The organism is Gemmatimonadota bacterium, assembly GCA_009692115.1.
Taxonomy (GTDB): Bacteria; Gemmatimonadota; Gemmatimonadetes; order Gemmatimonadales; family GWC2-71-9; genus SHZU01.
Window position 1 is genome coordinate 13866 of the sequence record SHZU01000005.1, and the last position, 25507, is coordinate 39372.

21 protein-coding genes and 2 pseudogenes are annotated in these 25507 nt (G+C 64.4%); 17 read left to right on the forward strand and 6 right to left on the reverse strand.

Annotated elements, in window-relative coordinates; translation table 11 throughout:
* The first annotated feature begins 2 nt into the window (after positions 1-2).
* Both EXR94_07205 and EXR94_07210 read left to right on the forward strand, forming a co-directional pair.
* Positions 3-1775, forward strand: a complete 1773-nt coding sequence (locus tag EXR94_07205) for a GMC family oxidoreductase (protein MSR02513.1) — start codon at positions 3-5, stop codon at positions 1773-1775.
* A complete protein-coding gene (locus tag EXR94_07210; GenBank protein ID MSR02514.1) occupies positions 1775-2416 on the forward strand; it encodes a gluconate 2-dehydrogenase subunit 3 family protein in 642 nt (213 codons plus the stop codon). The genes EXR94_07205 and EXR94_07210 overlap by 1 nt, the downstream gene beginning before the upstream one ends.
* Positions 2417-2866: 450 nt before the next feature.
* On the opposite strand, the pseudogene EXR94_07215 reads toward EXR94_07210, so the two are convergent.
* Positions 2867-3133: pseudogene (locus EXR94_07215) on the reverse strand (carboxypeptidase regulatory-like domain-containing protein).
* Positions 3134-3163: 30 nt separating this feature from the next.
* Positions 3164-3877, reverse strand: a complete 714-nt coding sequence (locus EXR94_07220) for a copper homeostasis protein CutC (protein ID MSR02515.1) — start codon at positions 3875-3877, stop codon at positions 3164-3166.
* Positions 3878-3921: 44 nt separating this feature from the next.
* On the opposite strand from EXR94_07220, the gene EXR94_07225 reads away from it, so the two are divergent.
* From EXR94_07225 to EXR94_07280, 12 genes and pseudogenes are all read left to right on the forward strand, one after another.
* Positions 3922-4287, forward strand: a complete 366-nt coding sequence (locus tag EXR94_07225) for a hypothetical protein (GenBank protein MSR02516.1) — start codon at positions 3922-3924, stop codon at positions 4285-4287.
* Between the two features lie 9 nt (positions 4288-4296).
* Positions 4297-4488: pseudogene (locus tag EXR94_07230) on the forward strand (DUF433 domain-containing protein).
* Between the two features lie 287 nt (positions 4489-4775).
* Positions 4776-5180: a hypothetical protein gene (locus EXR94_07235; protein MSR02517.1), complete on the forward strand. Its 405-nt coding sequence runs from the start codon at positions 4776-4778 to the stop codon at positions 5178-5180.
* A 1-nt stretch (position 5181) separates the two neighbouring features.
* Positions 5182-7968, forward strand: a complete 2787-nt coding sequence (locus tag EXR94_07240; protein ID MSR02518.1) for an insulinase family protein — start codon at positions 5182-5184, stop codon at positions 7966-7968.
* Between the two features lie 8 nt (positions 7969-7976).
* A complete protein-coding gene (locus EXR94_07245) occupies positions 7977-9374 on the forward strand; it encodes a class A beta-lactamase-related serine hydrolase (GenBank protein MSR02519.1) in 1398 nt (465 codons plus the stop codon).
* A 1-nt stretch (position 9375) separates the two neighbouring features.
* A complete protein-coding gene (locus EXR94_07250) occupies positions 9376-9900 on the forward strand; it encodes a DinB family protein (protein ID MSR02520.1) in 525 nt (174 codons plus the stop codon).
* Positions 9901-9910: 10 nt separating this feature from the next.
* Positions 9911-10099, forward strand: a complete 189-nt coding sequence (locus EXR94_07255; GenBank protein ID MSR02521.1) for a hypothetical protein — start codon at positions 9911-9913, stop codon at positions 10097-10099.
* A gap of 5 nt (positions 10100-10104) precedes the next feature.
* Positions 10105-10482 (forward strand): hypothetical protein, encoded by a 378-nt coding sequence (locus EXR94_07260; GenBank protein ID MSR02522.1) that lies wholly within the window; start codon positions 10105-10107, stop codon positions 10480-10482.
* A 71-nt stretch (positions 10483-10553) separates the two neighbouring features.
* Positions 10554-12410: a 2-oxoacid:acceptor oxidoreductase subunit alpha gene (locus tag EXR94_07265; protein MSR02523.1), complete on the forward strand. Its 1857-nt coding sequence runs from the start codon at positions 10554-10556 to the stop codon at positions 12408-12410.
* A 2-nt stretch (positions 12411-12412) separates the two neighbouring features.
* Entirely contained in the window at positions 12413-13429 is a 1017-nt protein-coding gene (locus EXR94_07270; protein ID MSR02524.1) for a 2-oxoacid:ferredoxin oxidoreductase subunit beta, read from the forward strand.
* A gap of 140 nt (positions 13430-13569) precedes the next feature.
* Complete coding sequence (locus EXR94_07275; protein MSR02525.1) at positions 13570-15168, forward strand: hypothetical protein; 1599 nt, start codon at positions 13570-13572, stop codon at positions 15166-15168.
* Between the two features lie 5 nt (positions 15169-15173).
* Positions 15174-16700, forward strand: a complete 1527-nt coding sequence (locus EXR94_07280; GenBank protein MSR02526.1) for an amidohydrolase — start codon at positions 15174-15176, stop codon at positions 16698-16700.
* A gap of 3 nt (positions 16701-16703) precedes the next feature.
* On the opposite strand, the gene EXR94_07285 is transcribed toward EXR94_07280, so the two are convergent.
* Positions 16704-17582: an alpha/beta hydrolase gene (locus tag EXR94_07285; GenBank protein MSR02527.1), complete on the reverse strand. Its 879-nt coding sequence runs from the start codon at positions 17580-17582 to the stop codon at positions 16704-16706.
* 66 nt (positions 17583-17648) lie between these two features.
* Here EXR94_07285 and EXR94_07290 point away from each other — a divergent pair, with 66 nt between their 5' ends.
* Positions 17649-18647 (forward strand): MBL fold metallo-hydrolase, encoded by a 999-nt coding sequence (locus EXR94_07290; protein MSR02528.1) that lies wholly within the window; start codon positions 17649-17651, stop codon positions 18645-18647.
* A gap of 206 nt (positions 18648-18853) precedes the next feature.
* On the opposite strand, the gene EXR94_07295 is transcribed toward EXR94_07290, so the two are convergent.
* A complete protein-coding gene (locus EXR94_07295) occupies positions 18854-21178 on the reverse strand; it encodes a hypothetical protein (protein ID MSR02529.1) in 2325 nt (774 codons plus the stop codon).
* Between the two features lie 87 nt (positions 21179-21265).
* On the opposite strand from EXR94_07295, the gene EXR94_07300 reads away from it, so the two are divergent.
* Entirely contained in the window at positions 21266-22420 is a 1155-nt protein-coding gene (locus EXR94_07300) for an aminotransferase class I/II-fold pyridoxal phosphate-dependent enzyme (GenBank protein ID MSR02530.1), read from the forward strand.
* A 3-nt stretch (positions 22421-22423) separates the two neighbouring features.
* On the opposite strand, the gene EXR94_07305 is transcribed toward EXR94_07300, so the two are convergent.
* The gene (locus EXR94_07305; GenBank protein MSR02531.1) at positions 22424-23338 is read right to left on the reverse strand and encodes an alpha/beta hydrolase; all 915 of its coding nucleotides are present in this window, start codon (positions 23336-23338) and stop codon (positions 22424-22426) included.
* Positions 23339-23416: 78 nt separating this feature from the next.
* Here EXR94_07305 and EXR94_07310 point away from each other — a divergent pair, with 78 nt between their 5' ends.
* Positions 23417-24634 (forward strand): S58 family peptidase, encoded by a 1218-nt coding sequence (locus EXR94_07310; GenBank protein ID MSR02532.1) that lies wholly within the window; start codon positions 23417-23419, stop codon positions 24632-24634.
* Here the strand turns inward: EXR94_07310 and EXR94_07315 are convergent, their stop codons facing one another.
* The gene (locus EXR94_07315; protein ID MSR02533.1) at positions 24635-25501 is read right to left on the reverse strand and encodes an ABC transporter permease; all 867 of its coding nucleotides are present in this window, start codon (positions 25499-25501) and stop codon (positions 24635-24637) included. It lies immediately after the preceding gene.
* Positions 25502-25507: the final 6 nt, after the last annotated feature.

Here is a 25507-nt window from a genome sequence, read left to right on the forward strand (position 1 = left end):
CATTGAAACAGCAGCAGTATGACGCCATTGTGGTCGGCTCCGGCGCGGGCGGCGGTATGGCCGCGTTTCAACTCGCCGTCAACGGCCTCAAGGTCCTTCTGCTCGAAGCGGGCCGGAACTACGATCCGGTCCGCGAGACACCGATGTTCCAATTGCCCAAGGACGCTCCGCTCCGGGGCGACGGCACCGCCGACAAACCGTTCGGTTTCTATGACGCGACGGTCGACGGTGGCTGGCGGGTACCCGGTGAGCCCTACACGGTGGCGCCCGGGTCCGATTTCATGTGGTGGCGAACTCGGATGCTCGGCGGGCGGACCAATCACTGGGGCCGGATTGCGCCCCGGATGGGGCCCTATGATTTCAAACCCCGCTCGCGCGACGGGTTAGGCATCGATTGGCCGCTGACCTATGACGAGCTGGAGCCCTACTACGACAAGACCGAAGCGTTGATCGGGGTCTACGCCCACGACCAGAGCCTGGAGAACACGCCGGTATCCAGGAACGGCAGCCAGATGGCGCCCCCGAAGCCCCGGGCCTTTGACCTCTTGACCAAGAAGACCTGCGGGCCGCTCGGGATTCCGGTCATTCCGGCGCCGATTGCGGTCCTGACCCAAAAGCAGGACGCCGATCGGTGGCCGGCCAAGCTCTTTCCGGGGAACCCGCTCGCGCAGCGGGTGGTCCGGGATGCGATGCGAGCCCGGCAGGCCTGTTTCTACGCCACCGGCTGCGGCCGCGGCTGCTCGATCAAGGCCAATTTTCAGTCAACGACGGTTCTGATTCCGCCGGCAATGGCCACCAACAACCTGACCATCATCGCCAACGCCATGGTCCGGGAGGTCACGGTCGACGGGCGGGGCCGGGCCACCGGGGTCAACTATATCGACAAGACCACCCGCACCGATCAGCACGCCCGGGCTCGAATCGTGGTGCTGGCCGCGAGCGCCTGCGAAACCGCCCGGATCATGCTCAACTCGAAATCCCCGCTGTTTCCGGACGGCATCGCCAATGGCACCGGGCTGGTCGGCAAAGGGTTGATGGACACGGTCGGGGCCGGGATCGGAGGGCAGATCCCCGCGCTCGAGCATCTCCCGCCCCACAACAACGAAGGCACCAGCCGGCTCCACATGTACACGCCCTGGTGGCTCTACCAGGAGCAGGCGGCCGGCAAACTCGACTTTGCCCGCGGCTATCACGTCGAGTTCGGCGGCGGCCGCGACATGCCCGACGCCGGAATTTTCTGGGGTCTCGAGAACTACACCAACGGCGCCTACGGCAAGCGGTTCAAAGAGGAAGCTCGGCGGTACTACGGCTCCTTCGTGTATTTCGACGGCCGCGGGGAGATGATCCCGAACGACGACTCCTACTGCGAACTCGACCCGACGGTGGTGGACCAATGGGGCATTCCGGTGCTCCGGTTCCACTGGAAGTGGAGTGCTCACGAGACCAACCAGGCCGCCCATATGGTCAAGACCTTTGCTCAGATCATCGAGGGCATGGGGGGGAAAGTGGGCGGCAAGGTCGAGACCGACGGGTCGAAGGTGATCGCCAAGGGGGGCCAGATCATCCATGAGGTCGGCACCGTGCGGATGGGCGACGACGCCCGGACCTCGGTGCTGAACGCCCACTGCCAGTCGTGGGACGTCAAGAACTTGTTCGTGACCGATGGCGCACCGTTCGTGTCCAACGCCGACAAAAATCCGACGATCTCGATTCTGGCCCTGGCCTGGCGGACCACCGATCACATCTTGGCGGAAATGAAACGGGGGGCCATCTGATGGATCGCCGCTTGCTCCTGAAGACGTTAGGCGGATCGGCGGCAGCGTTACCGATCCTGGCCCAGAGCGCGGGATGCCGGCCGGCCGAGACGCCGTCGGCACCGGTCGAAGGGCCGCCGTGGACCGGGCCGGCCGGCACGCCCTCGGATCCGGACCTGGTGCAACCCAAAACCCCGTGGGCCAAGGTGATGACGGCCGAGGAACTGACCGTCTTGACGGCCCTCTGCGACACCATCATCCCGGCCGACGAGAAAAGCCCGGCGGCGAGCCAGGTCGGAGTTCCGGACTTCATCAACGAGTGGGCCAGCGCGCCATATGACTACCAGCGCGGCGGACTGGCGCAGATCCGCGCGGGGCTCCTCTGGCTCGACGCCGAGGCGGCTCGTCGGTTCCGGAAGGCGTTTGCGGCGTTGACGGAGGTGGAGCGGAACCGGATTTGTGACGACATTTGCTACGAACCCAAGGCGAAGCCGAGGTTCAAAGTGGCGGCCCGGTTCTTCGATTTGGTCCGAGATCTGGCGGCCACGGGGTTCTACACGACGACCGAAGGGATGAAGGACCTCCAGTACATCGGCAACGTCGCACTTCCGAGGTTCGATGGTCCCCCGCCCGAGGTGCTCAAGCACTTGGGGCTCGAATGAGCCGCGCTTGGCCTTCCTAGGCTCGGCGTTGTTCGTGACGCATGTGCTCGAGCTCGGTCCGCAGGGGCTCCCGGTAGTCACGGGCCGGGCCGCAACGGATCGATAGACTTCAATGGCCTCGACCTGCTCAGGCGGCAGTAACCGAACGCTGACGCCGAGTCCGTCCTGTGCGGGGTGGAGATAGATCGGGGCGCCGTCGAGGAACACCATCATGCTGAGGTCGCCCCGCTCGGCGCAGTACGCAATGTCTCCAACGACTCGGAGCCCGGCTCGCCGAAGGACGTTGGCCGAATCGAACTTGCCCCAGGTTTTAATATCCTCTCGGGTAACCAGCCCCGAGGCCGGGGCCCCATTCAGCATCATCCGCCGCGCCGAAACCGCTGCGATCCCCGTGAGCTTCCGGCCAAACGCCTTCACGATGACTTTGGGCAAGACCTGGACCTGCGACCTGAGCACGATTGCGAGTTCCAGGGTGTCGGCAACGCCGAGCGTGAGCGGCACCCGCTGAACTTGGTAACCGATCGCCCGGACGATCAGCAGGTCAGCGCCGGCCTCGAGCGAGTCGAGCACGAACCACCCCCGGTCATTGGCCCGGTCTTGGCTCTTGCCGTGGAGCACGACGGCTTCCGCATCCGCAATCGGGGCGCCACTCGGATCACGAACAACCCCGACGATGAGCGACCGCTGGCCCTGGCCCGGCCGCGAGGAACCCGGCAAGCACGGCCAGAACCATCAATCGCGTCTTCTTCACCGGCCCAGCGCTTCGATGACTCCACTCAGCCGACCAGGATTCGGCACCGGCGTCATCCCAAACACCCCGTCCGCCACCCGCTCCAGCCGAATCCCGGACAGGTGGACCTCCCGCACCGAGGTGGCCTCCACCAACCCGACGACCTCCGCCGCCATTACCCCGCCGCCCGCGATCACCGTTAGGTCGGTCCCCGCCCGCCTGACCAGCCGACCGATCACGCCCCGCCCCTCATAGGCCGAAGCCCCTCCCCCAGCCGTCAGCAGCCGAGCCACGCCATCCGCCATCAAAACCTCGAGCGCCTCAATCGGTTCCGCCACCGAATCGAACGCCCGATGAAACACCACCGGCACCGGCCCGGCCGCCGCCACCAACCGCTTCAATCCCTCCCGGTCAATCCCGCCGCCGGCGTTCAATGGCCCAACCACCACGCCGTTGGCCCCGGCCCGGATCGCATGCCCAATGTCTGCCGTCATGACCAGCATCTCATCCAGGCCATAAACAAATTCCCCGCCCCGGGGCCGGATCATCACCGCCATTGGGATCGTCACCCGCTCCCGGACCGCCTCGATCAACCCCAAGCTCGGCGTCGTCCCGCCCAGCTCGAGATCCTGGCAGAGTTCAAGCCGGTCGGCCCCCAATCCGGCCGCCATGACAGCCGCAGCCACCGAATCGACGGCTACCTCGACCAACGGGCGAGTTCGCGTTAGCATTGTCTCCAAGATGCAACCATTCCCCTGGCGGTGAAAGCGGCCCCATGACCGATCCTGTCCGCACCAACGGCGCCAGCGGCACCCTCGGCGGCTTGGCCCTGGTCGTCGGGGGCGGTTACCTCGTCCTGAGCCAAGTCACCGTCACCACCAATTACTGGTCCGTCTACGGCTACAACGCCTTCGGATTGTCGCTGATTCCGCTCCTGATCGGCATCGGCATCCTGTTCTTCAGCGGCAAGTCGGCTGCTGGGTGGTTCCTGGCCCTCGGCGGGATGCTGATCATCTTGGTCGGCGTCATCGCCAACCTCCGGCTTTTCTTCCAGCCAACCAGCCTCTTGAATACCCTGATGATGCTCGGCGCCCTGGCGGCTGGACTCGGTCTGGTCGCCCGCTCGCTCCGGTCGCAGTAGGGATTTGCCGTGCGGGCGCTGCACCAGGTCGTGAGCCGGGCACCCGGCGTCCGCCAAGGCACCGCCGTCTTCGCCGCGACCAAGGTTCCGGTGAAGGCGTTGGTCGATCACTTGGACCGTGGCGGATCGCTCGAGGAGTTCAACCGCCGGTATCCCCAAGTTTCTCGGGACGTCCTCCAGGCGGCCTGCGCCCTCGGGCTCGAAGCCCTGATCGCGACGACCCCGCTCGAACCGGTCATCGAACAAGCGTCGCTCCTGCCTCGCACCGACCAAGGCGGCACCATCCTGAACGGCGAGGAACTGAGCGCCTCCCTCGTCGTGGGCCGAAAAGTCCGCTGCCCGGCCTGCCGCACTCTCGTGTTCAAGTCCTGGCCCGAAGGATGGGACGCCCACGCCGCCCAGCGCTGCCGAGGTCTGGCCGGCACCGACGCCGCCGCCCGCAAGGCGGATTTCAAACGCCGGTACCAGCATCTCTTTCGCTGATCGCGATGGATTGGCTGCTCCTCGCGGTGCTCGCCGCCCAACCACCACACCCGAGTCAACTCCTGGCGCCCGACTCCGGGCGAGCCGTCAGCCGGGCCCGGAGCGCCCAAGAGGGCTTCGAGTCCGATCGCCGACACCGACTTCCGATCGTAGTCGCGGGCGTGTGGCGTGATTTGGACGACGTGGAGCGCGTTGCCGTGTTTCCACTTTACGGCAGGCACCGGGGCTCTCCCGAGCAGGTGGTCTTGATCGATCGGAAAGCCACCGGATCAACCCGCGACTCCCTGTCCGGCGGCCCCTTCGGACTCGACCTCCGCACCCAGAAACCCTGTCAGTATCTTCTTCGTCTGGAAGCACGAGCCGGCGGCACCACCGCCACCAGCCAACGCGCTTTCTCTCTCCTGCCCTGAGTTGCCCGTGCTCACTCTGTCGCTCGTGCTCGCCCTGGTCCAGGCCGCCCCGGCCGGCCGCCTCCCGCTCGACCCCGCCGTTACCACCGGCCGGCTGCCGAACGGGGTCCGTTACTACGTCCGGAAGAACACCCGTCCGGAAAAGCGGGCCGAACTCCGTTTGGTGGTCAACACCGGTTCGGTCATGGAGGACGACGATCAGTTGGGCTTGGCCCATTTCGTCGAACACATGGCCTTCAACGGCACCCGGAACTTCAAGAAGCAGGCGCTGGTCGATTACATCGAAGCGATCGGAATGCGGTTCGGCGCCGACTTGAACGCCAGTACCGGATTCGATGAGACGATCTACCAGCTGCTGGTGCCCACCGACAGCGCCCATTTGGTGCGGAAGGGCTTTCAAATCCTCGAGGATTGGGCAGACGGCATCAGCTTCGACACCGCGGAAGTCCGGAAGGAACGCGGCGTGGTGGTCGAGGAGTGGCGGCTCGGCCAGGGCGCCGACAACCGGATGCAGAAGAAGCAGTTTCCGGTCATTTTTCGGGGTTCTAGATATAAGGACAGGCTGCCGATCGGGACCAAGGAGTCCCTCGAAGGGTTCAACCCCGCGGCGCTGACCCGGTTTTACCGCGACTGGTACCGGCCCGACCTGATGGCGGTGGTGGCCGTCGGCGACTTCGAGCCCCGGCAGATCATTCAGCTGATCCGAACCCACTTTGGCCGGATTCCCGCCCGTCGGGTCCGGCGGCCCCGGGTCGAATACTCGGTGCCGGCCCGCGATTCCACGGCCGTCGCGATTGCCACCGACGCCGAGGCGACCAGCACGTCGGTTGGGGCCTACTACCTTCGCCCCGGACGGGTCGATCCGAGCCGCGCGGCCTATCGGAAATCGCTGGTCGGCGAGCTCTACGCCTCGATGCTGGGCCAGCGGCTGGCCGAACTCTCCCAACAGCCGAACCCGCCCTTCATCGGGGCCGGCGGCGGGCCGGGCCGTTTCGTCCGGGGCACCGAGGCCTTTTCACTCGGTGCCGCGGTGGCCGACACCGGCATTCTTCGGGGCCTGACCGCGGTTCTGACCGAAGTCGAGCGGGTCGACCGCCATGGCTTTACCGGCCCGGAGCTCGAGCGCACCAAACAGGACTACCTCCGAAGCTACGAACAAGCCTTTGCCGAGCGCGACAAGACCGAGTCGGGCTCCTTCGTCGAGGAGTACATTCAGCACTTCCTGACCGGTGACCCATCGCCGGGGATCGCGGCCGAGTTTGCGATGATCAAGGCCATGCTTCCAACGGTGATCTTGCCGGAAGTGAATCGGGCCGCGCAGGAATGGCTCAAGTTGAAGGACCGAATTCTGCTGGTGAACGCGCCGGAAAAGCCGAGCGTCAAGGTGCCGGTTGCCGCGGAGTTGCTGGCCTTGTTCGACCGGGTTCGGGGCACCGACGTGGCGGCCTATCAGGAGACGGTCTCCGCCGCCCCGTTAGTCGAGGCCGGGCTGGTCAATCGTCCCGTGGTCAGTGAGACCCGGGACTCCTTGCTCGGCGTCACCCGGTGGACTCTCGAGAACGGGATCCGGGTCATCGTCAAACCGACCACGTTCAAGGCCGATGAAGTGTTGTTCTCCGGGTTCAGCCCCGGCGGCAACTCGCTCACGCCCGACAGCCTCTTCACCGCCGCCGTCTTCGCCACCCAGTTGGTGTCGCTCGGAGGCTTGGCTGATTTCAGTTTGATCGAGCTGCAGAAGAAGCTCGCCGGAAAATCGGTGTTCGTGGCCCCGTTCCTGGGCGCGTATCAGGAGGGCATCCGCGGCCAAGCCTCGCCCCAGGACCTCGAAACGATGTTCCAGCTGACCTATCTCTATTTCACCGCGCCCCGGCGGGACCCGCAGGCCTTCGAGGCCTTCAAGACTAACGCCCGGGCCCAGTTGGCCAACCGGGGCGCGAGCCCGGCCATCGCACTCCGCGATACGTTGGTGGCGACGATGTCGGGCCATCACCCCCGGAGCCGGCCGCTGGCCCCGGTCATCATCGACTCGCTCGACCTCGACCGGTCGTTGGCGGTATACCGCGACCGGTTCAGTGATGCCGGCGATTTCACCTTCGTGCTGGTCGGATCGCTGACCCTGGAACAGGTCAAGCCGCTGGTGGAACACTACCTCGGGAACCTCCCCGCCACCCGGCGGGGCGAGCGATGGCGCGATCTCGGGATCAAGCCGCCGACCGGTGTGGTGGAACGCGAGGTCCGGCGGGGCATCGAACCCAAGAGTCAGACCGAGCTGGTTTTCTCCGGGCCATTTTCGTTCTCGCGACAGGAACGGTTCGTCCTCCGGAGCCTGGCCGACGTGCTGGACATCAAGCTCCGCGAGCAGCTCCGCGAGGAACTCGGCGGCACCTACGGCGTTTCGGTTACCCCCGCGCCGAGCCGGATTCCCAGGGAGGAATACACCGTGAGCGTGAGCTTCGGATCGGCTCCCGATCGGGTCCCCCAATTGCTGGCCGCGGTATTTGCCCAGATCGACACCCTGCAACAGCAGGGTGCCACCGAGAAAGACCTGGCCAAGATCCGCGAAACGACGATTCGATCGCGCGAAACCGACCTCAAGGAGAACGGCTTCTGGCTCGGCCAGTTGGCGGCCGTTGACCAGAACGGCGATGATCCGAAGGTGATTCTCGATTCGAGTGATCTCTTGCCCCTGCTGACACCGGAGCGGATGAAACAGGCGGCCCTTCGGTATCTCGACCGGAAGAATTACGTTCGAGTCACCCTTTTACCGGAATCGAAACCGACCCCGTGAGCTCACCGATGCGATGGCTCGTTGCTGTGTTGCTAGTGGTACCCGTCCGGATCAGTGCTCAGATCTCGGCGGACACCGCGGCTATGATCGACCAAGTATTTGCTGGGCTCAATCGATCGGACGCGCCGGGGTGCTCGATCGGCCTCGACCGGGCCGGCAGCCCGATTTTCCGGCGGGGCTATGGCATGGCCAGTCTCGAATCGGGAGCGCCGATGACCGAGTTCTCGGTGGTCGAGTCCGGTTCGGTGGGCAAGCAATTCACGGCCGGGGTCATCACGTACTTGGCGCTTCAGGGGAAGTTGAGTCTGGACGACCCGATCCGCAAATACGTCCCGGAGCTTCCCGATTACGGGAGTCCGATCACCGTTCGGATGGCATTGAATCACACCAGCGGCATCCGCGACATGTGGACCCTGTTTTCGCTGGCCGGCGTCGAACCGGGAACCCATCTCTACACGATGGACCAGGCCCTCGCGATGGTGTACCGGCAACAGGAGCTCAATTTTCCGCCGAACTCGGCGTTCCTCTACAGCAACTCCGGGTTCCTGCTGCTGGCCGAAGTGGTGGAGCGGGTAACGGGGCAGCCGCTGGCCCAAGTTTCCCAAGACGTCTTCTTCAAGCCGTTAAGCATGACCCACACTCAGTGGCGGGACGACTGGAATCGGGTCGTGCCGGGCCGGGTCACGGCCTACGGCCGGACCGACCGCGGGAGCTACCGGGTCGACATGCCGTTCATGAGCGTCTATGGCGCGGGCGGCCTCCTGACCACGGTCGGCGATCTCCTCAAATGGAACGAGCACTTGACCCACCCAACCATCGGCGGCCAGCCGTGGGTCAACCTGATGCAGCAACAGGGGCGGCTCACCGCCGGTAAGGAGATCGACTACGCCGCCGGCCTGTTCATGACGTCGTACCGCGGCGAGCCCGAGATCTCGCACAGCGGCGCCACCGGTGGCTATCGGACCTATCTGGCGCGCTGGCCGGCTCGGCGACTCTCCCTGGCGTTGCTCTGCAATGTCGCCACCGCCAACACCATCGCTCTTGGCCAACAAGTCGCCGATGTGTTCATCGGCGCCAAGCCCGGCCCGATTCAGCTGACCGCCCAAGGAGGCCCCGGCAGCACCACCAAGCCGGCCGTGCCCGCCGCCGCGGCCGACTTGGCCGCCGTCGCCGGGGCCTACTACAGTCAGGAACTCGACGTGACCTACCGCCTGACCGCCAGCGATTCCGGTCTGACGGCCCTCGTCGGAGAGCGAGCGCCGATTACGTTGCGGCCCACCGGGAAGGATGAGTTCACGGGGCCGATGGGGATCATCCTGAAGTTTTCGCGAGCCGAGAACGGCCGCGCCGACGGCTTCCGCTTGGGAGCCGGCCGGGTTCAAAATCTTCGCTTCGTGAGACGGTAACATGACAACGACCAAGTATGATCGACCCGCCGACGACGAGTTCGCGCCGTATTACGGGAGCTATATCAACAAGGTGCCAGCCGGCGATCTCTTGACCATCATGGCGGAGCAGATCCCTGAGGTCATGAACCTCCTCCGGCCGCTGTCCGAAGAAAAGGCCCTGTTCGCCTACGCCCCCGGTAAATGGACCATCAAGCAGTGTGTCGGGCACCTCTTCGACGCTGAGCGGGTTTTTGCCTACCGGATCGTGAGCTTTGCCAGGGCTGACCCCACGCCGCTCCCCAGTTTCGATGAAAACGGGTGGATTGAACCCGGCCAGTTCAACGCTCGGTCCCTGACGAGCCTGGTCGACGAGTGGGTCGCGGTCCGGAGCGGGAGCCTGGCCCTGTTGTCCGGCTTGCCGGTCGAGGCCCGGACCCGCCGCGGCATCGCGAGCGGGAAAGAAGTCTCGGTCCGCGCGCTGGCCCACATTCTGGCGGGTCACGTGACCCACCACCTCCAGGTACTCAAAGAGCGGTACCTCTGATCTCCGCGGTATGACCGAGCCGGAACGGATTCCCGCCACTCCGAGCCTTCCCCCGTCCGACCTAGGGTTTGGCGGGGTCTTGAGCCGCTCGGGTCGAAGCCGGCTCCTGCAGCGAGACGGGACGTTCTCGGCCCGGCGAGTCGGGCTTCGGTTTATCGAATCGGTTGGGGTGTACAACTACCTCCTGACCACCAGCTGATCCAGGTGGCCGCCGTGATCAACATTTCGCTCCTCAAGGCCGATGGGTCCGGTCGTGATTTCAAACCACTGAGCCTGGAACGGAACGACGTCGTCTTCATGCCGACCACTTGGACCATCGTCCATCCCATTACCAGCGAAAGCCCGTTCTTTGGCTGGGACGCGGGGGGCTTGGCGGCCCGGGCCCCGGAGCTGTTCGTGCTGCTGACCGCGGTGGAGGAGGTCTTCGGCCAGACCGTGCCCACCCGGATATCCTATCCGGGAGACGAAATCGTCTGGGGGGCCCGCTTCGCCAATGTCTCCGAGACCGATCAGTCGGGCGTGGTCACCAAAGTAGACGTCAGCCGGATCAGCGAGAGCGAGCGGGTGCCCCTGCCGGTGTAACCCGGAGCCCAGAGGCGGAACGGCCGCCAGGGCGGTAGTTTGAAGGCGTCCATTTTTCACTGAGGCATCCAATGACAACCACCAGCCCAACCCCCCCGATCCGGATCCCCCGGGACGCTGTCGTGATTCGCTTCGCCGGCGACTCCGGAGACGGGATGCAGATTACCGGCTCCGAATTCGCCGTGGAAACCGCCTTGGCGGGCAACGATCTGGCCACGTTTCCCGACTTCCCGGCGGAAATTCGGGCCCCTCAGGGCACCACGTTCGGGGTTTCTGCGTTTCAGATCCACTTCGGCAACAGCGAGGTCATGACCGCGGGCGACGAGCTCGACGCCCTGATCGCCATGAATCCCGCGGCCCTGAAGACCAACCTGAAAGACCTCCAGCGGGGCGGAGTATTGGTCTGCGATATCGCCACCTTCACCGCCCGGAATTTGACCAAAGCCGGGTATACGGCCAACCCGCTCGACGATCCATCGCTCTCCGACTACCGGGTGCTCAAGCTCGACGTCACCAAGATGAACGCCGAGGCGGTCAAGCCGTTTGGTTTGGGCGCCAAGGAGGCCCTCCGCTCGCGGAACATGTGGACCCTCGGCCTGATGCTGTGGATGTACGGCCGCGACCGGAGCCACACGATTGAGTGGCTGGAACGGAAGTTTGCGAAGAAGCCCGATATCGCGAAGGCCAACGTTGCGGCCCTGAACGCCGGCCATGCCTTTGGTGAGACCACCGAGCTCTCGGCCCCGTCCTATAGCGTAGCGCCGGCCAGTGCCGCGCCCGGGACCTACCGAACCGTGACCGGCACCGATTCGCTGGTCTGGGGCCTGGTGGCCGGGGCCAAAGCCGCCAAGCTCGACCGCGTGGTCATGGCGTCGTATCCGATTACGCCGTCCTCGCCGGTGCTGCACTCGCTGGCCGGATTGAAGCAGTTCGGGATCGTCACCTTCCAGGCCGAGGACGAGATTTCGGCCATGTGCGCCGCCATCGGGGCGGCCTTCGGAGGGGCGTTGGCCATCACCTCGAGTTCCGGACCCGGGATTGCCCTCAAGACTGAAGCGATCGGTCTGGCCGTGATGACCGAATTGCCGGTCATCGTGATCAACAACCAGCGAGGCGGGCCCTCCACGGGTCTCCCGACCAAGACCGAGCAGTCCGACCTCTACCAAGCCATCTACGGCCGGAACGGCGACACGCCGCTGCCGGTGATCTCGACGGCCACGCCGTCGGATTGTTTTCAGGTCGCGATGGAGGCGGTCCGGATTGCCACCAAATACATGACGCCGGTCATGCTGCTCACCGACGGGTATCTGGCCAACGCATCCGAGCCGTGGCTCATTCCCGACGTCAACGAACTGCCGAGCTTCCCGGTCAAATTCCGCACCGATCCCGTGGGATTCCACCCCTCCCTGCGCGACCCCGTCACGTTGGGCCGGGTCTGGGCCCTCCCCGGCACCGCGGGTCTCGAGCACCGGATCGGCGGCATCGAGAAGGACTACGACAGCGGACACATTTCGTACGATCCGGACAACCACCAGAAGATGACCGACGTCCGGGCCGCCAAAATCGACGGCATTGCCAACGACATTCCGCTCCAGGCTGTGGCCTTGGGTGAGGATACCGGGACGATGGCGGTCGTTGGCTGGGGCTCGACCTACGGCCCGATTCACCAAGCAGTCCGGACCCTTCGCGCCGAGGGCCAGGAGGTGTCCCACATCCACATTCGGTACTTGAAACCATTCCCCCGGAACCTCGGCGACCTGCTCAAACGGTTTGACCGGGTCCTGGTCCCGGAAATGAACAACGGCCAGCTGGTGACGGTGCTCCGAAGCGAGTACCTGATTCCGGCCGAAAAACTGGCCAAGGTTACCGGCAAGCCCTTCAAGATCAGCGAACTGGTGACGGCCATCCGCACCCGATTGGAGAAGTGATCATGACCACCACGACAGTACCGCTCAAGGCCTCCGATTTCGAGTCAGATCAAGAAGTCCGCTGGTGCCCGGGCTGCGGTGACTACGCCATTCTCAAGGCGGTCCAACGGACCTTGGCCGACATCGGCGCCACCAAAGAGTCGACGGTGTTCGTGTCGGGCATCGGGTGCTCGTCCCGGTTCCCCTACTACATCTCGACCTACGGGTTCCATACCATTCACGGCCGGGCGCCGGCGGTAGCCACCGGCTTGAAGCTCGCCCGCCCCGACCTCGATGTCTGGCTGGTCACCGGCGACGGGGATGGCCTCTCGATCGGCGGCAACCACATGCTCCATATCCTTCGCCGCAATGTCGACATCCAGTTGATGCTGTTCAACAACGAGATCTACGGGCTCACCAAAGGGCAGTACTCCCCGACCTCACGGGTCGGAACCCGGTCGCCCTCGACGCCCCTGGGCTCGCTCGATTCCCCGCTCTCACCGACCTTGTTCGCTCTGGGAGCCGGCGCCCGCTTCGTGGCCCGCACGGTCGACACCCAGCAGGCTCATCTCGTCACGGTGCTGAAGCGGGCACACGCTCATCGGGGCACCAGTTTCGTCGAAATCTTCCAGAACTGCGTGGTCTACAACGACGGCGTCTTCGACGAGTTCACCGACAAGAGCGTCGCGCCGGACCGTCAATTGCTGGCCGAACACGGGAAGCCACTGGTATTTGGGAAAGAAAAAAATCAAGGCCTCCGGCTCAAACCGGCGGCCCTGGAACTCGAAGTCGTGACTATCGGTGAAAACGGGATCACGGAGTCGGACATCTTGGTCCACGACGAGACGAACCGGACCCTGGCCTCGCTCCTGGGTTCGCTCCATCCGCCGGTGTTTCCTCAAGTTCTCGGCGTCCTCTATTGCGACCCGGCGCCGACCTACGAGGACGTGGTCTTTGCTCAGATGAAGTCAGCGACCGGTGGCCCCAAGGACCTCGCGGCCCTGATGCACAGCGGCCGGACCTGGACTGTAGCCGGCTAACCGACCGGCCCTGGCAGGCGTAGCCGAGCGCATCGTCGAAGTCTTTCGGACGCTTGATGTCATGGAAGAAGCCATCGAGATAATCGGTGGCTTCTTTGGCCCGGGTTCCGCCCGCTTCCCGCGCGTCGTATTATCCCCAGATGAGAGTCACCTTGGTTTCACGCCCCGCGGTCCTGCCACTGATCGCTCTCCTGGTGGCGTCCTGTTCGAAGACCGCCGGCGGTCCGGCGCCGGGAACCACACCGCCCACCCCGGCCCAGCCAAGGCCGGCGTTGGTGGTGTTGATCACCATCGACCAAATGCGACCCGACTACTACGATCGGTTCAAGAACCAGCTTTCGGGCGGCCTGGCGCGGCTTTTCGGAGGGAGCGCGATGTTCCTTGACGCCCACCACGACCATGCGATCACCGAAACCGCGCCCGGTTACGCAACCTTCCTGTCCGGCCGGTTCCCCAGAAGCACCGGCATTACCCGGAACCTCGCCGGCGTCAATTCCACCGACTGGCCGTTGATCGGCGCCAAGGACCTCGGGGCGGCGCCATTCCGGTTTCGCGGCACCACGGTCACCGATTGGCTCACCGCGGTTGATCCCGCCACCCAGGCCTTCTCGGTGTCAGCGAAGGACCGGGCCGCCATTCTGCCGATCGGTCGCTCCAAACAAGAGGTCTATTGGTACGCCAACAACGGCCTCTTTACGACCAGCACCTGGTACCACGACACCCTCCCGGCCTGGGTCTCGGAATTCAATGCCCTGAGACTCCCTCATCGCTATGCCGGCCAGGCATGGACCACCCTTCGACCCGCCGCCGACTACCCGGAACCGGATAGCGTGGCCTATGAGGGCTTTGGCCGGAACTTCATGTTTCCGCACCAGTTTCCAGCGGATTCCGCTGCCGCGGCCTTCCAAGTGCGGTTCTCTCCGATGGTCGATGAAATGACCCTGCGATTCGCGTTGCAGGGGCTTCGCCAACAAAAACTCGGCCAACGGGGCGCCACCGACGTCTTGGCGGTTTCTCTGTCGGCCACCGACTACATCGGTCACTTCTACGGCCCGGAATCCAAAGAGCATCACGACCAGATTCTCCGCCTCGACCGGGTCCTTGGCGCCTTCCTCGACACCCTGTTCACGCTTCGCGACCCGAGTACGGTCATCCTCGCGCTGAGCGCCGACCACGGCAGCGGATTCATCCCCGAACTTCATGGCGGCCTTCGGGTCGACATGGGGGGCGCCTTCGATGCCGCCAAGGCCGCCGTGAAAGCAGCCGGCGGTGACAGCACCGCCCTCGGCATCGAGAGCGGTGCCTTCTTTGTCGACCCGGCCAAGCTCGGACCCAAGGGTCTCACCGTCGACCGAGTCGCCCAGGTGTTCATGGCGGCGGCAAAGCTCGTCCCCGGCGTCCTCCGGGTCGACCGATTCGACGACCTCGTTCACCAGGGCCCCGGAGCGGACAAAATTGCCCGACGTTGGCTCCAGATGTTCCCCGACGACATGCTGCCGGCGGCCGTGGTAACTCTCCGAGAAGGCGACATCTACAACTATCCGATCATCGCCACTCACGGCTCGCCCCACGACTACGACTCCCACGTCCCGCTCCTGTTCTATGGCGCCCCGTTCAAGCCGGGTCGATACCCCGGGTTTGTTCGGACCGTCGATCTTGCACCAACCTTGGCCAGCGTGCTCCGTATCAAACCGCTGGAACGACTTGATGGCCGGCCCCTTACCGAAGCCCTTCGATGACCAAAATGAACAGTCTTCTCCTGCTGGGCTTGGTGGCCCTCGGATCAGCGCCGACGGCGGCCGCCCAAACCAAGAACGTGACCCACGGCAAACGACCCGGAGGTCGGCTGGCCATTCGGAACGTGCTGGTTGTCCAAGGCAACGGAACCCCGGCCGAGGGACCCTACGATGTGGTGGTTGAGGGAAACCGGATCGTGGACCTGGCCGCCCTCGACCCGGTGGCGGTGCAATCCGGCCGGGCACGCCGCCCGGCCGCCGATGCCGAAATCGACGGCACCGGGAAGTACCTCCTACCCGGATTGATCAATTCCCACGGCCACCTCCAGAACGAACGCGCCGGGGTTCCTCAGCCCTACGACTACCAGTTCAAGCTCTGGCTGGCATCGGGCGTCACCACCGTTCGCGACGTCAGCTCCGGCGGCGATGCCAAGGAGTTCCTCGAGCTCAAGGAAAAGAGCGCCCACGGAAAGATCGAAGCCCCTCGGCTCTACATCTACGCCGGCTACACCCGCGGCGCCCCGCTTCGCACCGCCGACCAAGCTCGGGCCCGGGTTCGCGAGGTCAAAGCCCTGGGCGTCGATGGCATCAAGATCGGCGGCATGGAGCGCGATCTGATGGCCGCCATGGCGGACGAGGCGAAAAAACTGGGCCTCCCGGTGGCCCACCATGTCGGCGTCGAGGAAACCACGGCCTGGGACGACGTCCGGCTCGGAACCCGGAGCATCGAGCATTGGTACGGCGTCCCGGACGCCGCATTCGAAGATGGGGTTCAGCGGTTTCCCGCCGATTTCAACTACAACGACGAAACCCATCGCTTCCGGTATGCCGGCCGAATTTGGCGCGAGGCTAACCCGGAGCGTTTGACCAAGATTCTCCAAGCCATGGTCGACAGCAACGTGGCCTGGAATCCAACCCTGGTCATTTACGAAGCAAGCCGCGATCTCCAGCGGGCCGAAACCCAGCCTTGGTTCAAAGACTACCTCCACCCAGCCCTGGAGGATTATTTCCGCCCGAACCCGGCCAACCACGGCTCCTATTTCATCGGCTGGTCATCGGTCGACGAGGCCTACTGGAAGGAAAACTATCGACTCTGGATGGCGGCCCTCCGGGACTTCGGGCGTCGGGGCGGCTTGATCGGGGTCGGGGAAGACGCCGGCTTCATCTATCAGATGTACGGCTTTGGCGTGATCCGTGAATTGGAGCTCCACCAGGAGGCGGGGTTCACTCCGCTCAAGGTCATCCAGCACGCCACCGCCAACAACGCCAAGATCCTCGGTGCCGAGGCCGATCTCGGCCGGGTCCGCGTCGGTTTCCTTGCCGACCTCATCGTCGTGAACGGCAACCCGCTCGAAGATCTGAAGGTCTTCTATCCGACCGGAACCACCGCAATCAGGAACGGCAAGGAAGTCAAAGCCGGCGGGGTCGAATGGACCATCAAGGATGGGATTCCCTACAACGGGGCCCGCTTGATGGAGGAAGTGAAAGACCTCGTCGCCAAGGCCCGGCAGGAGCGGGCCAAGAAACAGCGGTAGCGGCTACGACTCAAAAAACCGCTGCAACAGAGCGGCGGTTTCAGCCGGTGCCTCTTCTGCCAGGTAGTGACCGCACTCGATCGACCGACCCGTCACCGACACCACCCGCTCCTTCCAGTCCTCAATGGGATCGAAACACCGTTCGATGATCCCGTATTGGCCCCACAACACCAACAACGGTGCCCGCACCGGCCGGCTGAGGTCCTCGTCGTCGTGAACCAGATCAATACTCGCCGCCGCCCGGTAGTCTTCACAGGTTGCGTGAATGCAGGCGCTGGACCGGAATGCCGTCCGGTACTCCGCCAGCGCCAGCCGGTCAAAGGGCTCGAGACCTGCGTGCCGGCTGCTGAGATGGGTCGTCAGGAAGAAATCGGGATCCGCCCCGATCATCCGTTCAGGGTACGGCGCCGGTTGAATCAAAAAGAACCAGTGATAGTAAGCCTCGGCGAACACCCGATCGGTTCGGAGATACATCGTTCGGGTCGGCACGATATCGAGCACCGCCCACTGAACGATCCGCCCCCCGTGGTCGAGGGCCATCCGATGCGCGACCCGGCCACCGCGATCGTGGCCCACCACCCGAAACCGGTCGAACCCGAGCGAGTGCATCACCCGCACCTGATCCTCGGCCATGACCCGCTTCGAATAGTTACTGTGGTCCGGCAAGCCCTCCGGCTTGCTGCTTCCCCCATAGCCGCGGAGGTCAGTGGCCACGACCGTGAAGTGCTCCGCCAACCGGGCCGCCACTTTGTGCCACATGGTGTGGGTCTGGGGGTACCCATGCAAGAGCAGCAGCGGCGGACCTGACCCGCCAACGACGCCGTGGATCACCACGTCGCCTACCTCGAACCACCGGACTTCGAACCCAGGAAACAGTATCATGGCGCCCCTATCTTATCCTCGCACCGCCCCTGGCAGAAGAACCGTCAAAGGGTCCAGATTCCAGCCATGCCATCCCTCCCCCGCTGTCGCCTCACCCCGCTGATCGCCGTCACCGCCCTGGCGGGTTGCGGGCCGACCAAACCGGCCGCCACACGATGGTGCGCCGACGTCCCGCGGCCGGCCAATCAGGTGTTCGAACGAGTGGCGGTCACCTCGCAGTGGTTCGACGTGTATCGCGTCGAACCCGGCGTATTCGCCCTGGTGGAGGCCAATCAGTTCCAGGAGGCAATTTCCTACCTGATTGTCGGATCCGAGCGAGCCCTGCTGTTCGATACCGGCCTCGGCATGGTGCCCATTCGCCCGGTGGTCGAAGAGCTCACCAAATTGCCGATCCGCGTCCTCAACTCGCATACCCACTACGACCACGTCGGGGGCAACGCCGAGTTTGAACAGGTGCTGGCATTGGACACGCCGTATACCAAAGCCAACCAACGGGGCTTTCTCCACCCCGAATTGGCCGGCGAGGTAGCGACCGGGAGTTTCTGCCACGGCGCCCCGGCCGGGCTCGATACCGCCGGCTTTCGGACCAAGCCCTGGCAGCCAACCCAACTCGTTGCCGATGGCGGCACCATCGACCTCGGCGGCCGGCGGCTGGAGATCATCCAGGTACCGGGCCACACGCCCGACGCCGTCGCGCTGCTCGATCGGAGCAACGGGCTCCTCTGGACCGGCGACTCCTACTACGATGCGACCATTTGGCTGTACGTACCCGAGACCGACCTCGACCGCTACGAACAATCACTCGAGAAGTTGGTGACCCTGGCCCCGGCCCTCACCCGGCTGCTCCCCGCCCACAACACCATCTCCGCCGATCCCGCCCACCTCCATTTGGCCCTCGAGGCAATCCGGAGCGTCCGATCCGGAGCGGTCAAAGGAACCGAGGAATCGGGTAATCGGCTGGTGTTTGGATTTGGCGATTTCTCGATCCTGACGTCGGAACCGCTGCTTGACGGAAAAAAAGGAGACCGGACCCGGGGAGGGTCCGGTCTCACCACCTGGCCCTGAGCTATCGCCTGGGGTTCAGGATCCGGTCGATCTGCACCAGCCCGTCCTCCAAGTGGGCCCGGGTGGCCCGATCCGACGATCGACCCAGCGCCGGCGATCAAGGCGCTGATTGCCATGATTCGATCAACGGTCGTCTTCGGGTCTCTCGATTGCTGGAGGGAAGCTGGAAGCTGCCCCCAAATACGTCCGAGGCCCTCCGGGCGTTGCTACATCCGGAACAAGTAGCTCACCTTGCCGAACAATCCATCGGGTCCGCGCCGAAGCCCCGTCGACCGCCTGGGGTCTAATTCCGTGTAGGTCGACCCATACCCGAGATACAACAACGTCCCCGGGCTCGGCCGATAACTGAACAGCCAATCCATCTGGAACTCGTTCGAATCGGACCCCAAATCGAGGACGCCACCAACCAGAATCGGCCGACCGGTCCGGTCAACGCCGGCCGACCGGGCCCGGGAGCTGTATTGACCAATCGCCCTGAAGAAGATCGCCCGGCTCACCTGGTATTCCACTTTGAGCCGGGGAATCGTCTCGTCCGAAAATCGCGAGCCGTCCCGCTGACGGTCGATCATCAGCCGGGTTAACTGAAACGCCGCCCGAAGCGCCGTGGTCGGACGCAAATCGACGGTGGCGTTGATCCGCCGGCTCCGACCGGGAGCTGCCTCCCGGAAAATCGGGGTGTCGCCGGCACTGACCGTCGCCGACACGGTGAAGTGCTGGAACGTCGGCGTCGTGACGGTGAAGCTGCCGCTGATTTGGTTGGATTCTCGACCCGGGACGACGAAGGCTGCGGTATCGCCCGCCGCAGTCACGACCTCGAGACCCTGATAGGATGGCGCATCGTAGTTGAAGAAATTGCGGGACAATGATCCGCTCAACTGCCACCCACCCCGCAGGGTCGCGCTCGGAAAAATGAACTCGCTTCCCTCGATCGTCCCGTCGCCGGGCCGCCGGTAGTCCCAGATTCGGCCGGCTCCAAAAAAAGCGCCCATCGTCTGGACGAGTGCGCCGGGTTTGCCGTACGCCGACAGCCGATTGAAGGCGTTGGCCTCGATCACTCCTGGACGGTTGACGAAACCGGCCGCGGCCGCAAAATCAGGCCCAATCGCCTTCACCGAATAGTTGAACCCCCACCCCCGGCCCGTCCGGTCCCACGTGGCGTGGAGCAACGGTCCGCTCGCACTGCCAATCCCCGCCGTCGTCCACGACTGAACCGCCTGCAATTCCACGTAATACACTTTGGAGAAGTAAGTCCGAAAATCAGCCCCGGCCAACCGCAAATGGTCGGGCCCCTCCTCCCGGCTGGTGAGAACCGCGCCGATCGCCGAACTCTTCCCCAAATCAGTCCGAAGCCGAGTCACCGCGAAGACCGGGCTCCGGTCACCAGTGCCCGACTGATTTTGCCCGTCGAGGGCAGTCATGGCCGCCACATTGAACCGCCCGATCTTGCCGGCCAATTTGATCCCGACGTCCGGGTTCGCAATCCGGCGGGTGTAAATCAACTGGCTTGGGGTGTCGAACAACTCGAGACCATCAAGGAAAAACGGCCGTTTTTCTGGATAAAACAACGCAAACCGTTCATTCAACGTCACCTGCCCGACATCGGCTTCGACCTGTGAAAAATCGGGATTGACCGTCCCGTTCAAAGTCAGATTCTGGCTGATCCCCCACCGAATGTCCGCCCCAAACTCCGCGGTGTGATCATACTCCCGCTTGCCGTTCTGACCCGGCACCCCGTCGAGCCGGGTGGTTGCGGTCGGGGTCACCTCTAGGACCAAGCCTCGTTTCAAATCGTGCAGTCCAACCAACGTGCCCGATTGGCCGAGAAACCTCGAGTTGCCCCGGACCGCCGGGGCCCAACTGTCTTGAACTCCGCTGTGTTGAACCCGTCGGAGGACGTTGATGCCCCAATCTTGGGTTGCCCCCTCACCGTAACGGAGGCTCTTGAAGGGAATCCGCACCTCGACGTCGTACCCACCGTCGACCAACCGACCCTTGGATTCAAAAGCGAAGTCCGGGTTGAGGTCGACGTTGCCTTCCAGTGGGTTGAGGTTGCCGAACCCGCCGCTTCCCGATCGGCCGCCCGCGCCGCCCCCGAAATTGTCGCTCCGGGTCCCGTCCTGCTGAACGCCCAGCGCGTTCACCCCGAACAGAAAGGCGATCTGTCGGTCATTGTAGGTATCGAGCAGGATCTGCACGTGGTCTTCCGCGCCGATGTTGTCCCGATTGGCTTGGGTGGCCCGAATCGCGTTTCCCTCGCCTCCCCGGGCTCGGATCCCGAAGTAGATCGCGTCACTGGCATACCACACCAGGACCTCCGTTGGCTCGGCAGCCGGCCGGCCATCCACCGGCTGATATTGAGAGAAATCGGTGAGCCGGGAGGCTCGGCGCCAAATCGGCTCGCTCAGGTCTCCGTCGATCGCTATCGTCGTGTCGACCCGTGGGAGCGTGACGTTGAGCTGTCGGTTCCGGCCGCTGAATACGAGCGAGGTGTCCTGGGCCAGTACGAAAAGCGCGGTCAAAAAAAATGGCATGGCGGCAAATCTAGCTGACCCGGGTCCCGGACTATATTGGAACCGTGACCGCGGTAGGATTCCACTTCAACCCTGTGCATCGGCCCTATGACCCAACCGCTGACGGCCCGCCGGACCCATTCGTTCACCGAATCCGTGATCCGGGGCATGACCCGGCTGGCGGATCAGCATCAGGCCATCAACCTAGCCCAAGGGTTTCCGAATTTTCCGACCCCGACCATCCTGAAGGAGGCCGCGGCCGCGGCCATCCACGCCGATATCAATCAGTACGCCATTACTTGGGGCGCCAAACGGCTCCGGAACGCCCTGGCCAAGAAGTACGCCGATTGGTATGGCATGACGGTCAACACCGAAACCGAGATCACGATCACCTGCGGCGCCACCGAGGCCATGGCCGCGGTTCTCTTGGCCCTCGTCAACCCCGGCGAAGAGGTGATCGTCTTCGAGCCGTTCTACGAGAACTACGGGCCCGACGCAATTCTCTGCGAAGCCAAGCCGGTGTTCGTCCCTTTGATGCCCGGACAAGCACTCGATCTCGACCAGTTAGCCAAAGCTTTCACCAACCAAACCAAGGCGGTCATCGTCAACACCCCCGGCAATCCCTCCGGCCGGGTCCTGACCCGCGAAGAGCTGACCGGAATCGCGAACCTCTGCCAGCAGCACGGCGTTTGGGCCATTACCGACGAGATCTATGAGCATATCCGCTATGACGGCGAACACATTCCCATGGCCACCCTGCCCGGAATGCGGGACCGCACGATTACCATCAGCGGTGCGTCGAAAACCTACAGCATCACCGGCTGGCGGATCGGGACCGTCATCTCACCGGCAGCTGTCACCGACGCCATTCGAAAGGTCCATGATTTCCTGACCGTCGGCGCCCCGGCGCCCCTCCAGGAGGCCCTGGCCGTCGCCATGGAAACGCTGGGCCGGGACTACTACCTCCATCTCGAACACGACTACCGGAATCGCCGCGATCTCCTCGTCGCCGCGCTTCGGAAAGCGGGATTCACCTGCCAGGCCCCCGAAGGCGCCTACTATATCTTGGCTGGGTTCGCAAACATCAAGAAGATGCCGTCCGATGAGTTTGCCCGGTGGCTCACGATCGAGGGCGGCGTGGCCACCGTACCGGGAACCAGTTTCTTCTCGGATCCGGCGGCAGGCAGGGACTACACCCGATTCGCCTTCTGTAAGACGGAAGACCTGCTGCAAGCCGCGGTGGCCCGGCTCGAGAGGCTGTAAGCGCTAGATCCAAACCGGGCGGCCCTCCTCACGCTGGGCGGTTGCCAAGAGCCCGGTCAGGATCTCCTCATAGCGGTTGAAGAGCAGAGACACGTGACCCTCCTCCGGATAGAATCGAGCCTCCGACCGTGGCAACGCGGCGGCCAGATAGCGGCCGGCCGCGGGCGGCACGTTGATGTCCTGGCCACCGAACCACAGGTTCACCACGATCGGCACTTGGCTCAACGGGAAACCCCATCCTCGGCTCGCCAGTCTGAGATCAGTCAATCCGCCCTCCTCCCCCCGCCGAAACGTCTCCCGAACCATGGCGATGAAGTGGGTGCGCCGGGCTGAAAACGCGAGGGCCTGTCGGTCGATCTCGGGCATCGATTCGCCCAATCGGTTGAAGAAGGTCGTCGGCTGAGTGGCCGCCATCGCGGCCATCGTTCGGAGCATCCGCCGCAAGGCCCACGGAAACCACCGCGCCAGAAAAAACATGGTCCGATTCTGCCGACTCATCCCCTGCCGCCCGTCGGGTACGTCCATCGGCGCCACCCCACACGCAATCCCGACCGAGCGAAGTCGATGAGGGATTCGAAGGGCGCAGGCGGCCGCGTACGGAGCGCCGCCCGAAACCCCTAACGCGGAGAACCGGGAGAGTCCCACTGCCTGGGCAAACCCCAGGACATCCGCCGGCCAATCGAGAATGGTCCGGTTCGGCTTGGGGTCGGACAGTCCCACGCCGGGGCGGTCAAGGGCCAACACCCGGACCCCCAGCCGCTCGGCGATCGCGTCGAACTCGGGTGCCGTCGCGTCGAGGCGGCAACTCGGGCTCCCGTGAAAATGAAGCACTGGCGTACCCTGGGGATCGCCGGTTTCGGCGTAGCCGAGCATCCGGCCGTCCGGCAACCGGATCGTCCTATCAGCCTGGATCGCCATCCGACCCCTCCCCGAGAATACGGCCAGTCCTCATCCCAACCAACTTAACGCCCATCCGGCCCGGCACTAGATTGCATCATGCCCAACCTTCGCCGAAACCTCAGCCTTGTCGCCCTCGCAACCGTATTCTTCGCCGGCTTGGCCGGCGGGCAAACCAAGCAACGTGCCCGCGAGCTTGGGATTCCGCTCGACGGAACCCCTGGCGCACTCAATGCCATTACGGACGTCCCCGGCGTCGAGGTCGGGATGACCACCCTGATCTCGGGCGAAGGCAAGCTGGTAGTCGGCAAAGGCCCGGTCCGAACCGGCGTCACCGCCATTCTGCCTCGGGGCAAAACCAGCGATTCAGAGGTCTACGCCGCGTGGTTTACGCTGAACGGCAACGGCGAATTAACCGGCACCACCTGGGTCGAGGAATCCGGGTTTCTCGGCGGCCCGGTTATGATCACGAACACCCATTCCGTTGGCGTCGTTCACCATGCCACCATCGAATGGGCGGTCAAGAAAGGCAAGGAGTTCTCGTGGTCATTGCCGGTCGTCGGGGAAACCTGGGACGGCGGAATGAACGACATCAATGGGTTCCACGTCACCAAGCAACACGCCGCGGACGCCATCGATAACGCGAAATCCGGCCCGGTCGCCGAAGGGAATGTCGGCGGTGGGACCGGAATGACCTGCAACCAGTTCAAAGGGGGCACCGGCACCTCGTCGCGCCGGATCGCGGTCCTTGGGCAAGCCTATCACATCGGGGTGCTGGTCCAGTGCAACTACGGCGGGCGGGCGCGATTCTCCGTCGCTGGTGTTCCGGTGGGACAAGAAATCCCCGACCTGCTTCCCTGTTTCGTACCGCTCGCCGACGGAACCGTCGCCGAGCGGGCGGCCTGCACCCCAAACGGTGGGGGTGGTGCGGATTTGGGCGATGTCGGCTCGATTATCGTCGTCGTCGCCACCGACGCCCCGCTCCTGCCCCATCAGCTGAAACGGGTCGTCAAGCGAGCGGCGTTAGGCATCGGTCGGATGGGCGGGATCGGCGGCAACTCCTCCGGCGATATCTTCATCGCTTTCTCCACCGCGAATCCGGCCGCTGGTGCCTCCGACAAGGTGGCCACCGTGCAATCGATCCCGAACGAAACCATCAATCCGGTCTTCGAGGCCACGATTGACGCCACCTCCGAAGCCATCTTGAACGCCATGCTGGCCGCCGAAACCATGACCGGCGCCAATGGCCGGCGGGTCTATGCCCTGCCCCACGATCGCCTTCTTGCCGCGTTGCGGAAGTACGGGCGACTTCGCTGATCAGGGAGCCGTTCGGCCCAAACCTCGGGGTGGCCGCACCCGGCCCGCCACCCCGGTAAGGGCCCCGAGGGCAACCAGGTAGGGAAGCATGACGAAGAACTGGTAGGGCACTTCGAGCCCCATGGCCTGGAACCCGAATTGTAGCGCCGTCAGCGCCCCAAAGGCCAGCGCCGCCCCCAGAACCCCGGCCGGCTGCCACCGCCCAAGCACCACGACCGCAATGGCGATGAACCCCCGGCCGGCCGTCATCCGCTCGGCAAACGCACCCACCTGAGCCAACACCAACGTCGCCCCGCCAATCCCTGCAAAAAGACCCCCGATCATCACGGCAATCGTTTGATACCAGCGGGTGTTGATCCCGATCGCCCGAGCGGCGTCGGCCGCCTCACCCACGGCCCGGAGCCGTAGCCCTACCGTGGTACGGTAGAGCGCCCACCAAACCACCGGAACTGCCGCCAACGCCAGGTAGGTCGGAGCCGGCTGCCGGAACAGGACCGGACCGAGCATCGGCAGCTGAAGCTCGGCACCGTGGGTCGAGAGTAGTTGCCGGTACAACACCCCGGTCGCTCCGACCGAGGCCAGGGTCACCGCTGTACCGGCGATGATCTGGTCCGTCCGGCCCCAGATTGCTATCGCCGCAAAAAGGCCGGAAACCACCATGCCCGCCCCGGCCGCCGCGAGCACCCCCAACCACGGATCACCACTGAGCGCCCCAAACACCGCGGCCAAGCACCCCACCAGCATCGATCCCTCGACGGCCAAGTTGATCACCCCGGCTCGCTCGGCAATCACCTCGCCCAGAGAAGCCCAGAGCAGCGGCGTGGCAATGCGGACGGCGGCCGCCACCAAGCCGATGATCGGATCCATCAGATC